Raw genomic sequence first — 12,541 nt, forward strand, 5'->3', positions numbered from 1 at the left:
GTTTTTCACGGCGGAATCCTCCGGAAAATATGGCGCCGATGTGGCGGGCGGGGCGAGGTCACCTGTTCGTCCCTGTTTTTGGTGAATTGGGGCGGCGTAAGGGTCTGGCGCGGCATCTGAGAGGGACGCATGGCCAGCGGGCCGCTGATCGGCGAATTTAAGGCCGCACAGACGGGTGATTGCCGGAAAACCGGGCCTCACCCTGAATTGCTGATATTTCACGGTATTTGCAGTCGGAGCGCCGCTGTTTCAAAGTGGCTGGCGGCGCGGGAAACCTGCGGGCCAGCAGGGGGCACAAGGTTCCGGGTGGGGCGACGGTGGCGCAGTCTTATGCCCTGTGGTTTCGGGATGGAAACCGGGTGACCCCAGCGGGGGGAAAGCAATGCGTGTTTTGCAAATGGCGGCGGCGTCGCTCTGGTCAGCCGACGCTGTTGCCCGTTACTGACTGCCCGTCATCGACTGCCAGCGTTCACAGGCAGTATCCCGGGCACAGTGCGCCCGGTGTCATCGGCAGGTGGATTCACGGGGGCAGGAGGGCTCAGCCGCCGCAATAGGCCTCGGCCATGGCGCCGAACTGCTTGTAGCGGTCCCAGAACGCATCATCTGCCGGCTTTTGCGAGATCCAGACCGTATGGGCCAGATCCGGGTCGCGGAAGAATTTCGCCGCGCGGCGCTGATCGCCGCCTTTCAGCGTCATATCGGCAACCTGCTGGATGCAGCCACACAAAGCCCGGCTGGCGGATTCACGGCCCGAGCGCATGCAGGCCGATTCAATCGGACCGGCGGAAGCCATCGGAACAGATGTCAGAAGAAGAGCGGCGCCAAGCGCAGCCGAAAGGACTGGTTTCATGTTTTCTGCCTCAATTGCCGGGAGCAGGGTTTCCCTCCGCCCGTCGGTCATTTTTCTGCCAGACAGGATGCCAAAAATCGCCCGATTCTTCAATGCCGCAACGCAGCCAGGCGGGGAATCGCGCGCACTACCAGCACCAGGGGGCTGCCAGGGGCTTTGCCCCAGGATCGGCTGTGCTGCCGGCTCAGGGCGCGGGATCAAGCAGGCGCCAGCTTTCGATCTGCCAGCCCGGAGCGGCCGGCATGAAGAGATCGGCGGCATGGCTGATTCGGCCGCTCCCGACCCGGGCGCAGCCGGGCAGGCAGGCGGTATCATAGCCCGCCGCCGCCACCGCCTTAAGCAGCGCATCCTCCAGCATCAGCAGATCGGGCGGTGTAAAGCCGCCCAGGTCGATCCGCGCCGCGACCGCGTCCAGATCAGCCGGTGCCATTTCCAGCGTGATGCTGCGCTGCCGGTAGCTGTAGCCGGGCAGGGCGCGCAGCCGGCCCTCCTTGTCGAAACCCGGGCCGGAGAGAATGGGTATATCCATCGGCCAGGATTTCCGGACCCTGACCTCGCCTTGCATCTCTCCGAGCCAGGACCGGCCAAGCGCCTCCAGCGCCGCCTCTGCGGCCTGTTCGTCATCGAAATTCGCCTGATCGGCGTTCCGGGTCAGCAATTCGGCGGGCAGTGAGATGTCGATCTGCGCCAGCCTTTCCTCGCGGGGCGCAAGCCGCTGCGCGCCGGGTTCAGCGAACCAGCGCGTGGGATCCGCGCTGATCGCGGCATGGGCGGCCCTGTAGGAGTCGTAATTGTCGTAATAGCCGGTCATATGCTCGACCGGAGAACCGGGTGCAGAACCGGGTGCAGAATCGGGAGGGGTGGCGGCCTCGCGGATCGCGGCAAAGCCGCTGCGTCTGGCGCCCTCGTGGTCAGAAAGGCCGAACCAGCCGCCGCATTCATCGGTCGGGCAGGTGAAGATACGGATCGCGGCCCCGTCCCGGATCAGGGTGGCGACCTCGCGACGGGCCCGCGCGCGTTCGGTCGGGGACGAGAGCAATCCCCCCTCACGGCGGGTCTCAAGATACCAGAGCGCGGCGCGGGCGGCCTCGATTTCGGCCGGGTCGCGCAGGATCCGGGCACCGCTGCCGGTCACCAGATCGCCCAGTACCAGCGTATATCCGGCGGCGCCGGGGGGTACGCCCTCCAGAATATCCACCCGCGTCTCGACCTCCCGGCCCTCGAACACCGTCGCAGCGACATCCGTCACATCGGGGACGATGCTGACGAAGAGCCTGATATAGGCCGCCGAGATGGCGGCGAATATCAGCAGCGCCACCCCGGCCGCGATAAGCAGATATTTCAACACGGAAAGCGGCGCCTCAGGGTTTCGGGCGCGTTTTCGGGCGCGCTGGCCGGGTTTGTCCAGCCCGGACCCCGACCGGATGGCCGGGCTTGCACAGGCAGATATATGCGGGCCAGAGACTAAACCATGAAAATCCCCGCTGCCAGCCGGTTTGCCCCTCTTCCCGGCTCGCTCAGATCCGGATATATGCGCCGGTTATGACCCAGCTTGATCACATCCGCAATTTTTCCATCGTCGCCCATATCGACCACGGGAAATCCACGCTCGCCGACCGGCTTATTCAGATGACCGGCACCGTGGCCGAGCGCGATATGAAGGCGCAAATCCTCGACTCGATGGATATCGAGCGTGAGCGCGGCATCACGATCAAGGCGAACTCCGTCCGGATCGAATATCCGGCGAAGGATGGGAAAACCTATATCCTGAACCTGATCGACACGCCCGGCCATGTCGATTTCGCCTATGAAGTCTCGCGCTCGATGCGCGCGGTTGAGGGCTCACTGCTGGTGGTTGATGCCAGCCAGGGGGTTGAGGCGCAGACGCTGGCCAATGTCTATCAGGCGCTGGATGCCGGGCATGAGATCGTGCCGGTTCTGAACAAGATCGACCTGCCGGCAGCCGATCCCGAGCGGGTGAAGGCCAATATCGAGGATGTGATCGGGCTCGATGCTTCCGATGCGATTCCGATTTCCGCGAAATCGGGCCTGGGCATCCCGGATGTGCTGGAAGCCATCGTGCAGCGCCTGCCCGCACCCAAAGGCGACCGTGATGCGCCGCTGAAGGCGATGCTGGTCGACAGCTGGTATGACAGCTATCTTGGCGTGGTCGTGATGATCCGCGTCATGGATGGCGTGATCAAAAAGGGCGAGCGCATCCGGATGATGCAGACCAATGCGGTCTATCCGATTGACCGCCTCGCCGTGCTCACGCCCAAGATGACCGATATCGCGGAACTCGGGCCGGGTGAAATCGGCGTCTTCACGGCCTCTATCAAACAGGTCCGCGACACCCGCGTCGGCGACACCGTGACCCATGAGCGTAAAGGCACCGACACGCCGCTGCCGGGCTTCAAGCCCGCGCAGCCGGTGGTTTTCTGCGGCCTCTTCCCGGTCGATGCCGCCGATTTCGAGGCGCTTCGCGATGCAATCGAAAAGCTTGCGCTGAATGATGCGTCGTTCAGCTATGAGATGGAGACCTCGGCCGCGCTTGGTTTCGGCTTCCGTTGCGGCTTCCTGGGGCTCTTGCACCTTGAAGTGATCCGCGAGCGGCTGGAGCGCGAGTTCGACCTTGATCTGATCACCACCGCGCCTTCGGTCGTGTTCAAGCTGCATATGAAAGACGGCGAGGTGCGCGACCTGCACAACCCCGCCGATATGCCCGACCTGACCTATATCGACCATATTGAAGAGCCGCGCATCAAGGCGACGATCATGGTGCCGGATGAATATCTCGGCGATATCCTGAAACTCTGCCAGGACCGGCGCGGCATCCAGCTGAACCTGACCTATGCCGGCCCGCGCGCCATGGTGGAATATGATCTGCCGCTGGCAGAGGTGGTGTTCGACTTCTACGACCGGCTGAAATCGGTGACCAAGGGCTATGCGTCGTTCGACTATCAGTTGAACGAATATCGCGAGGATCACCTCGTGAAGATGTCGATCATGGTGAATGAAGAGCCGGTCGATGCGCTGGCGATGATGGTCCACCGCGACCGTGCCGAGGCGCGGGGCCGGGTGATGGTGGAAAAGCTGAAAGAGCTGATCCCCCGCCATATGTTCAAGATCCCGATCCAGGCCGCCATCGGCAGCCGGGTGATCGCGCGGGAAACGCTGTCTGCGATGCGCAAGGACGTGACGGCGAAATGCTATGGCGGCGACGCGACGCGTAAGCGCAAGCTTCTGGACAAGCAGAAGGAAGGCAAAAAGAAGATGCGGCAATTCGGCAAGGTCGAGATTCCGCAGACGGCCTTCATCCAGGCGCTCAAAATGGACAATTGAGGCGCGGGGGGCATCCCTCCCCTCACTGTCCAGAGATCATTTTCGAAACAGCATGAAGCCCCGGTGAGAGTCGCCGGGGCTTTTTCGTTTTCACGTCTGATCGGAAAGGAGGGGAGGGCGGCGGTCCCGAGGGAGGAGGAGAGGGACCGCCGCAAGTTCCGGTGGCGCAAGGGAGGAGGAGAGCGCCGCCGAACTGGTCGGGCAGGAGGTTCAGACCTCTGCCCTTTTGGGAGGGCGCAGCGGCTCCAGGGAGGAGGAGGGGAGCCGCCGCGCTTTCCGGAAACCCCAGGGAGGAGGAGAGGGGGTCCGAACTGGTCTGACCCGGGCGCCATAAAGGCGATGGGCCACTATTTTGCGCAGCGGCTCCAGGGAGGAGGAGGGGAGCCGCTGCAGTTTCCGGAAACCCCAGGGAGGAGGAGAGGGGCTCCGAACTCGTCAGGCCCGGCGCGATGCGCTGCAGACCGGTATCTGGTGCGGCGACCCCAGGGAGGAGGAGGGGGGTCGCCGCGGTTTCGAAGGCCCGAGGGAGGAGGAGAGGGCCACCGAACTATACGGGCATTGCTGCCCTGAATTGGGTGGCGCCACCTGGGAGGAGGGTGGTGGCGCCGCTTTCACGCAGGATCCAGGGAGGAGGAGAGGATCCAGGACGCGGAAACTTACTTGCCGTAGGCCGCTTCGCGGGCAACCTCGGTGATCATGGCGCGCGAGAGGCCCAGGTCCGACAGGTCGCGATCCGAGAGCGAGCGCAGCTCTTCCAGGGTGCGCGCATAGAGCTTGCGGCGCGCGATTGCGTTGCGCAGGGCCTCGACAACATCGCCAAACAGCGAGGGGCGGGCGAGGGCGGCGCGGGAGGTGTTCACATATGCCATTTCATCAAGCCTTTGCGTCAGGATCGGCGGTGGTCTTGCCAGGGTTGGCGGATCTTCGTGCCGGTCTGTTGCTTTCCGTTGTCGCTAACATGCGGGCTTTTCTGCGTTTGCACAATAGACGGCCCGACAATGCTGCCATGCAGCAATCGCATGGCTGTTTCGGGGCCTATGTCATTGATATGAACAGATATGATTAATCCATGGGCGGTCTGCGAACAGATCTTTCTCCGCCCCTTGCCCTTTCCGCAAAAACTGCCGAGTCTCAGTCAGCGATTTGTCCGGAGAGAACGATGACAGCCACGCGCGAGGCGGTAACAGAGATTCTGGCAGGGATTGCCCTGCCGGGCGGCGGCACTCTGGTGTCGCGCGATTTGATTCGCGCGCTATCGGTTGATCAGGGCGTGGTACGCTTTGTCATCGAGGCGGAAAGCGCCGATCAGGCCCGCGCGCTTGCGCCGGTCCAGGCGGCAGCCGAGGCGGCGCTGAAGGCGCTGCCCGGCATCAGCGCCGTTCAGGTGGTGATGACCGCGCATGGTCCGGCGGCGAAAGCGGCGCCGAAACCGGCCGGTCCGGTGATGCGCTCGTCCGGCGGCGGGGCGGAACCTCCAAGCCTGAAGATCGGCGGCCATCCAAAGCCGCAGGAGGGCGGGCCGCAAAAGCTTTCGGGTATTGACCGCATCATCGCCATCGGTTCGGGGAAGGGCGGTGTCGGGAAATCGACCGTCAGCTCGAACCTTGCGGTGGCGCTGGCGAAACAGGGGCGCCGGGTCGGACTGCTTGATGCCGATATCTATGGGCCGAGCCAGGCGCGGATGATGGGGGTCTCAAAACGCCCCTCTTCCATAGATGGCAAGATCATCGAGCCGGTGGTCGCGCATGGTGTCACCATGATGTCGATGGGGCTCTTGCTGAAAGAGGGCGAGGCGGTGGTCTGGCGCGGCCCGATGCTGATGGGGGCGATCCAGCAGCTTTTGTCCCAGGTGGCCTGGGGCGATCTTGATATCCTGCTGATCGACCTGCCGCCCGGCACCGGCGATGTGCAGCTCTCGCTGTCGCAACGGGTGCAGCTGACCGGCGCGCTGGTGGTCTCGACGCCGCAGGATGTGGCACTGATCGACGCGCTGAAGGCCATCGACATGTTCAACAAGCTGAAAACGCCGATCATCGGCCTGATCGAGAACATGTCTTCCTATATATGTCCCAATTGCGGGCATGAGGCGCATATCTTCGGCCATGGCGGCGTGCCGGCCGAGGCGCAGCGCCTGAACATTCCTTTCCTTGGTGAACTGCCGCTGGCGCTGGATGTGAGGGTTGCGGGCGATGCCGGCACGCCCATCGCTGTCACCGATGGCCCGCTGGCCGAGGCCTATGCCCGCCTCGCCCGTCGTCTGATCGACGGCAATATGGCCTGACCGCCACCCCTCTGTTGCAGAGCGGGCTGCTGTCACCCCTGGCCCGGACAGTCAAAATCCCCCCGTCGCCTGCCAGGCGGCGGGTTTTTCATTCCGCGCGCCCGCTGCCGCCCGGCCTTCGGGGTGCCGGGGGGGCGGAATGGGATTGCATGGGATGGGCTGCGTCCGAATCAATCGCCATGGAATCTTATGGAACTGTCTGGGCATTTTCGCCTCTGGCGGGTGATATCGCGGGATTTTGCCGCCGTCTGCGTGTAAGTGGCGGGAAGATTCAGCGATCCCACAGAAATCCTGGCTGGATGATCGGAAAAAATATCGCCCAGCCGGGATTTCATGGTTCAGCACCAAATATCCAACATATCGGTGATAACGCGAATGATATCCATATATATGGTGGCGTGAACGGGCTGGCCTGCCACTATATCCTGTTTTCCTACCCGATCCCGGACAAGATATTGCCGTCTCCGCCCAACATTTCCCTTGTCAGACCATGAAATCCCAGGCATGTTGATTTCACGGAAGATGAGACGGGCAAACAAAGACGTCAGGGGCGGACGAAGACCCCGAACAAAGGCGAAAAAAGGCAGCTCATACAGGCAAACCCTTTCATCGGACGACAGAGATCCGGCGCGCGAGCGAGCAGACATCTCCCCCAGGTGGCGCGCGTAGCTGGACGCCCAGCGATGGGACAGAGGCGGATCGGACAGTGGCAGCAGTCCGATCCGCCCATTTCATTTCTGGACCATGAGAATTCGGCCGACGGGCCAAAGATAATCGGGCCGCAAGGCTCAGGGACAACGCAACAAAGGCCGGCACAAAGCGATGGCTGAGGCATTCAGAGGCGAATTCTACCAGAAGGTAGATGCTAAGGCGCGGGTCTCGATCCCGGCGCCTTTTCGCCGTGTTCTGGAGGCCGGAGATGTCGGGGCTGCGTCCGGGCGCCCGCGCGTTGTGATGGTCTATGGCGGCCGCGCCGGTCAGGCCTATGTTGAATGCTATTCCGTCGCGCAGATGACGGTGATGGAAGACAGGATCCGCAAGCTCGCACCCGGCACGCCGCAGCGCAAAGTGCTTGAGCGCAATTACATCACCCTCTCGCAAACGGTTGAGATCGACGATGATGGCCGTCTTGTGCTGCCGGCCAAGGTGCGCGAACGGATCGGCCTGAACGATGCTGCCGAGGCCTGTTTTGCGGGCGCTCTGGATACGTTCCAGATCTGGCTGCGCGAGACCTATGATGCGGAAATGGCGGCCCAGGAAGAGATTGATCTCGACCTGCCCGATGGTGCGGATCTCCTCTCGCTCCTGCCGCATGACGGGGCGTGAGCCATGGCCGGAAGCGCACCGCATATCCCGGTGCTTCTCAGGCCTCTTTTGGCGGCATCGGCACCGGTCGAAGGCTTCTGGATTGACGGAACCTTCGGGGCAGGGGGCTATGCAAAGGGCCTGATCGCCGCCGGTGCCGCGCGGGTTCTGGGGATCGACCGCGACCCGCTGGCGCATCAGATGGCTTCGTCCTGGCTTTCGGATTACGGCGGGCGGATCGCGCTGGCTTTGGGTACGTTTTCCGATCTTGACAGCCTGGCCGGTGAGCCCGCCGATGGTGTGGTGCTGGATCTTGGCGTCTCCTCGATGCAGCTCGACGAGGCCGGGCGCGGCTTTTCTTTTCAGAAAGACGGCCCGCTTGACATGCGGATGAGCCAGGACGGGCCTTCGGCGGCGGATCTGGTGAATACGGCCGGCGAAGAATATCTCGCCGATATCCTTTACAATTACGGCGAAGAACGCGCCTCGCGCCGTATTGCGCGTGCGATTGTGGCCGCACGCGAAAGCAACCCTTTCACCACCACCTTGCAACTGGCCGAAGTGGTCGCGAAACAGCTGCCGCGCCCGAAATTCGGCGAAAGCCATCCGGCGACCCGCAGCTTTCAGGCGATCCGTATCGCGGTGAATGCCGAATTCGACCAGCTGGCCGAGGGGCTCGCTGCGGCCGAGCGCGTCCTGAAGCCCGGTGGACGTCTTGCGGTGGTGACCTTCCATTCGCTCGAAGACCGCATCGCCAAGCGATTTTTCCAGCTGGCCTCGGGCGCCGAGCCCGCCGCCAACCGCTATGCGCCGGCGCGCGACAGCGTCACGCCGCGTTTCCGGCTCGTCTCGAAAAAGGCCATCGGCCCGGATGAGGAGGAACTCGCCGCCAATCCGCGCTCGCGTTCGGCAAAACTCCGCGTCGGGATCCGCACCGATGCAGCGCCGGTCGCTGCTGACCCTGCGGCGCTTGGCCTTCCCCGGTTTCATGTGACCCGTAATCCGCAAAAAGGACGGTCCTGACATGCGCCCCGTGCTTTACGTTTTCACCTTCCTCTCTGTGATCGCGCTTGGCTTCTGGGCTTACCGCGAGAATTACGCCACCCAGGAGGTGCTGAGAGAGGTCCGGGTGCTGCAGCGTGAAATCGCGGGCCTGCGCGAGGGGCTCTCGGTGCAAAAGGCGGAATGGGCCTGGCTGAACCGCCCCGACCGGCTGCGGGATCTGGTGTCGCTGAATTTCGAACGCGTTCCCCTGATGCCGATGGAGCCGGGCCAGTTCGGCGCCACCGCAAGCGTCGTCTATCCGGTGCCGGAAGTGCCGGCCATCGAACTGCCTGAAGGTGTCGGCGCGGTCGAGACCACTTCTGCCACTGAAGAAGAGGGGCTCTGATCCATGCGCACACCGCTCCGCCCGCTTGCCCGCATTCTTGACGCCCGCCAGAAAGGCGAGAACCCCGATCTGATCGAGCGCGAGAATCTCGCGCGCCGCCATGACGCCATGCGTGAGAAAAGCCAGCCGCGCGCCTCGGCCCGGCTGGGCCTGCTGGCCCTGGCCTTTGGCTGCGCCTATCTGACGATCGGTGTGCGGATGGGCCATCTGGCGGCATCCGAGCCGGTCGAGCCGGTGGCCTCGGCGCCGGGTGCCGAGATCGTCGCACAACGTGCCGATATCACGGACAGAAATGGTCGTATCCTTGCGACCAATATGACCACTTCGGCGCTTTATGCGCATCCGAAAGAGATGGTCGACCCCAAGGGTTCGGCCCGCAAACTGGCGGTGATCTTCCCCGATCTCAATGCGGAGGATCTGGAGAAACGCTTCACCGACGGGCGCCGCTTCCTCTGGGTCAGGAAGGTGCTTTCCCCCGAACAGATGCAGGCGGTGCATGAGATCGGCGATCCGGGCCTTTTGTTCGGCCCGCGCGAGATGCGGCTTTACCCCAATGGCTCGCTGGCCGCGCATGTGCTGGGGGGCTATTCCTTTGGTGCCGAGGGCGTCCATTCCGCCGAGGTGATCGGCACCGCCGGCATTGAAAAGGCGATGGATGCGCGGCTGCGTGACCCGGCACAGGCCGGCCAGCCGCTGGAGCTGTCGCTGGATCTGACGGTGCAGGCCACGGTCGAAGAGGTGCTTTCCGCCGGGATCACGATGCTGAATGCGCGCGGTGGCGCGGCGATTGTGATGGATGTGCGCACCGGCGAGATCATCGCGCTGGCCTCGGCACCGACATTTGATCCCAATAACCGACCCGTGCCGCTGGTTGGCAAGGATGACGAAGCCTCGGACAGCCCGCTCTTCAACCGCGCGGTGCAGGGCGTCTATGAGCTTGGCTCCGCCTTCAAGATCTTCGCCGCGGCGCAAGCGATGGAGCTGGGTCTTGTCAGCCCCGACACCATGGTCAACGCCAATGCGCCGATGACCTGGGGCAAATACAGGATCAAAGAATTCGAAGGTAAGAATTACGGACCGATGCTTTCCGTGCGCGGCGTGATCGAGAAATCCTCGAACGTCGGCACCGCCAATATTGCGCTGATGATCGGGCCGCAGCGCCAGCAGGCCTTTCTCAAATCGCTCGGCTTTTTCGAGCCGACCCCGCTGGAGCTGATCGAGGCCCCCGGCGCGCGCCCGCTGATCCCGAAACGCTGGCCGGAAATCGTGACGATCACCACCTCCTACGGCCATGGCATGTCGGCCAGCCCGATGCATCTGGCGGCGGCCTATGCCTCGATCGCGAATGGCGGCATCTATGTAAAGCCGACGCTGCTGAAACAAAATGGTCCGGCCTCGGGCGTGCGTGTTATGAGCGAGAAGGTCGCGAAAGACTCGGTCGCCATGCTGCGCTCGGTCGTGACCGATGGCACCGCAAGCCTTGGCGAGGTCAAGGGCTATGAGGTCGCCGGTAAGACCGGCACCGCCGATAAGCCCAAGAAATCCGGCGGCTATTACAAGGATAAGGTGATCAATACCTTCGCCGCGACCTTCCCGGCCTCGAGCCCGCGTTATGTGGTGATCGTGACGCTTGACGAGCCCGCCGATACCTCGGGGCCGAAACCGCTGCGCACTGCCGGCTGGACGAGCGTACCGGTCACCGCCGAGATGATCCGCCGCATCGCGCCGCTGCTGGATGTGCGTCCGATAGTTGAACCTGTCACCGGAGCTGCGCTAACTGCGGCTGCGAACTGATCGGGTGGTGACATGGCGGGTGAAAGACGGCTTTCCGGGCTGGGGTTGAAGGCAAGGCAAAGCAGGGATCCGGTGCTGACCGGGATCACGGCAGACAGCCGGGCGGTCAGGCCCGGCTTCCTCTTTGCGGCGCTGCCGGGCAGCCTGCGCCACGGCGCCGATTTCATCGCAACCGCGCTGGAGAAGGGTGCGGTCGCGATCCTCACCGATCCGATGGGTGCGGTGATCGGAACGGATGCCATCGGGCTGAAAGAGGTGGCTCTGGTGGTGGTCGATGAGCCGCGCGAGGCGCTGGCCCGGGCCGCCGCGCTCTGGTCGGGCGCCCAGCCCGCCGTGATGGCCGCCGTCACCGGCACCAATGGCAAGACCTCGGTTTCCACCTTTACCCGCCAGATCTGGCAGGCGCTTGGCCATGCCGCGATCAATATCGGCACCACCGGGGTCGAGGGCGACTGGCAGGCACCGTCCTCCCACACGACCCCCGATCCGGTAACGCTGCATGCGATGCTGGCCGAGGCGGCGGCGGATGGCATCACCCATGCGGTGATGGAGGCCTCGTCCCATGGTCTCGACCAGCGCCGGCTGGAAGGGGTGCGGCTGAAAGCGGCGGGCTTCACCAATCTGACCCAGGATCATCTCGACTACCATCACACGATGGAAGCCTATTTCGAGGCGAAAGCCGGTCTCTTCACCCGGCTTCTCCCTGATGATGCGGTGGCGGTGATCAATCTCGACGGCGCATACGGCCCGCGCATGGCCACCCTCGCGGCCCAGCGAGGCCTTCCCGTGCTCAGCGTCGGACGCGGCGAGGCCGGCGCGGTGCCCGATCTGCAGATCAGGGCGATCCGCCCCGATGCGACGGGGCAGGAGTTGCGGCTTATGTGGCAGGGGAAACCCTTCCAGGCTCGGCTGAACCTCACCGGATCCTTCCAGGCCGAGAACGTGGCGCTGGCCGCCGGGCTGGTCATCGCCTGCGGCGAAAGCCCCGCCCGGGTGATGGAGACCCTGTCTGCCCTGAAAGGTGTGCGCGGCAGGATGGAGCTGGCAGCGACCCGCAAAAACGGCGCCCCGGTCTATGTCGATTACGCCCATACGCCCGATGCCATCGCCACCGCTCTCAGGGGGCTGCGCCCGCATGTGATGGGGCGGCTGATCGTGGTGTTCGGCGCCGGCGGCGACCGTGACCGCACGAAACGTCCGGCTATGGGCGAGGCCGCGCAACAGAATGCCGATATCCTCTTCGTCACCGATGACAATCCGCGTTCCGAAGACCCCGCCGCCATCCGCGCGGAAATCATGACGACCTGCCCCGAGGCCAATGAGGTCGGCGACCGCGCCGAGGCGATCCTGCGCGCGGTTGACGCTCTTCTCCCCGGAGATGCGCTGCTGATCGCCGGCAAAGGCCATGAAAGCGGCCAGATCATCAGGGGCGAGGTCTATCCTTTCGACGATGTCGAACAGGCCTCGGTCGCCACCGCCGCCCTTGACGGGCTGATCTGATGCGCAACACAGCCCCTTTCATCTGTCCGGAAATATCCCCGGGGGGCGGCTCCGCAGGAGCCGGGGGGCAGGCAGCCCC

The 12,541-nt window shown here is 63.9% G+C and carries 11 protein-coding genes; 8 read left to right on the forward strand and 3 right to left on the reverse strand.

The annotated features are described in order from the left end of the window. Window positions 1-538: 538 nt before the first annotated feature. Window positions 539-850 carry a hypothetical protein gene (locus DRF71_RS01475; protein WP_112309911.1) on the reverse strand — a complete coding sequence of 104 codons (312 nt, stop codon included), beginning with the start codon at window positions 848-850 and terminating at the stop codon, window positions 539-541. A gap of 184 nt (window positions 851-1,034) precedes the next feature. Next, window positions 1,035-2,195 (reverse strand): hypothetical protein, encoded by a 1,161-nt coding sequence (locus tag DRF71_RS01480; RefSeq protein WP_112308854.1) that lies wholly within the window; start codon window positions 2,193-2,195, stop codon window positions 1,035-1,037. Between the two features lie 197 nt (window positions 2,196-2,392). Here DRF71_RS01480 and lepA point away from each other — a divergent pair, with 197 nt between their 5' ends. Beyond that, window positions 2,393-4,192: a translation elongation factor 4 gene (gene lepA, locus DRF71_RS01485; RefSeq protein WP_112308855.1), complete on the forward strand. Its 1,800-nt coding sequence runs from the start codon at window positions 2,393-2,395 to the stop codon at window positions 4,190-4,192. A gap of 656 nt (window positions 4,193-4,848) precedes the next feature. Here lepA and DRF71_RS01490 read toward each other — a convergent pair. Beyond that, entirely contained in the window at window positions 4,849-5,061 is a 213-nt protein-coding gene (locus tag DRF71_RS01490) for a DUF1127 domain-containing protein (RefSeq protein ID WP_112308856.1), read from the reverse strand. Between the two features lie 290 nt (window positions 5,062-5,351). Between DRF71_RS01490 and DRF71_RS01495 the strand changes: the two genes are divergently transcribed. From DRF71_RS01495 to DRF71_RS01525, 7 genes are all read left to right on the forward strand, one after another. After that, the gene (locus tag DRF71_RS01495; protein ID WP_112308857.1) at window positions 5,352-6,473 is read left to right on the forward strand and encodes an Mrp/NBP35 family ATP-binding protein; all 1,122 of its coding nucleotides are present in this window, start codon (window positions 5,352-5,354) and stop codon (window positions 6,471-6,473) included. A 149-nt stretch (window positions 6,474-6,622) separates the two neighbouring features. Beyond that, window positions 6,623-6,967 (forward strand): hypothetical protein, encoded by a 345-nt coding sequence (locus DRF71_RS27095; protein ID WP_157970865.1) that lies wholly within the window; start codon window positions 6,623-6,625, stop codon window positions 6,965-6,967. A 328-nt stretch (window positions 6,968-7,295) separates the two neighbouring features. Beyond that, the gene (mraZ, locus tag DRF71_RS01505) at window positions 7,296-7,799 is read left to right on the forward strand and encodes a division/cell wall cluster transcriptional repressor MraZ (protein ID WP_112308859.1); all 504 of its coding nucleotides are present in this window, start codon (window positions 7,296-7,298) and stop codon (window positions 7,797-7,799) included. A gap of 3 nt (window positions 7,800-7,802) precedes the next feature. Further along, complete coding sequence (gene rsmH / locus DRF71_RS01510; RefSeq protein WP_112308860.1) at window positions 7,803-8,801, forward strand: 16S rRNA (cytosine(1402)-N(4))-methyltransferase RsmH; 999 nt, start codon at window positions 7,803-7,805, stop codon at window positions 8,799-8,801. A 1-nt stretch (window position 8,802) separates the two neighbouring features. Further along, window positions 8,803-9,168, forward strand: coding sequence for a cell division protein FtsL (gene ftsL, locus DRF71_RS01515; RefSeq protein WP_112308861.1), 366 nt, complete (start codon window positions 8,803-8,805; stop codon window positions 9,166-9,168). A 3-nt stretch (window positions 9,169-9,171) separates the two neighbouring features. Then, window positions 9,172-10,962 (forward strand): peptidoglycan D,D-transpeptidase FtsI family protein, encoded by a 1,791-nt coding sequence (locus DRF71_RS01520; protein ID WP_112308862.1) that lies wholly within the window; start codon window positions 9,172-9,174, stop codon window positions 10,960-10,962. A gap of 12 nt (window positions 10,963-10,974) precedes the next feature. Beyond that, complete coding sequence (locus DRF71_RS01525) at window positions 10,975-12,462, forward strand: UDP-N-acetylmuramoyl-L-alanyl-D-glutamate--2,6-diaminopimelate ligase (protein ID WP_112308863.1); 1,488 nt, start codon at window positions 10,975-10,977, stop codon at window positions 12,460-12,462. Window positions 12,463-12,541: the final 79 nt, after the last annotated feature.

The sequence above is a fragment of the Pseudogemmobacter bohemicus genome (genome assembly GCF_003290025.1).
GTDB classification, from domain to species: domain Bacteria; phylum Pseudomonadota; class Alphaproteobacteria; order Rhodobacterales; family Rhodobacteraceae; genus Pseudogemmobacter; species Pseudogemmobacter bohemicus.

Coding starts and splice junctions, on each gene's coding strand:
- DRF71_RS01525 (WP_112308863.1), top strand. CDS start 10,975: ATGGCGGGTGAAAGACGGCTTTCCGGGCTGGGGTTGAAGGCAAGGCAA.
- DRF71_RS01475 (WP_112309911.1), bottom strand. CDS start 850: ATGAAACCAGTCCTTTCGGCTGCGCTTGGCGCCGCTCTTCTTCTGACA.
- rsmH (WP_112308860.1), top strand. CDS start 7,803: ATGGCCGGAAGCGCACCGCATATCCCGGTGCTTCTCAGGCCTCTTTTG.
- mraZ (WP_112308859.1), top strand. CDS start 7,296: ATGGCTGAGGCATTCAGAGGCGAATTCTACCAGAAGGTAGATGCTAAG.
- DRF71_RS01490 (WP_112308856.1), bottom strand. CDS start 5,061: ATGGCATATGTGAACACCTCCCGCGCCGCCCTCGCCCGCCCCTCGCTG.
- DRF71_RS01495 (WP_112308857.1), top strand. CDS start 5,352: ATGACAGCCACGCGCGAGGCGGTAACAGAGATTCTGGCAGGGATTGCC.
- lepA (WP_112308855.1), top strand. CDS start 2,393: ATGACCCAGCTTGATCACATCCGCAATTTTTCCATCGTCGCCCATATC.
- ftsL (WP_112308861.1), top strand. CDS start 8,803: ATGCGCCCCGTGCTTTACGTTTTCACCTTCCTCTCTGTGATCGCGCTT.
- DRF71_RS27095 (WP_157970865.1), top strand. CDS start 6,623: ATGGGATGGGCTGCGTCCGAATCAATCGCCATGGAATCTTATGGAACT.
- DRF71_RS01520 (WP_112308862.1), top strand. CDS start 9,172: ATGCGCACACCGCTCCGCCCGCTTGCCCGCATTCTTGACGCCCGCCAG.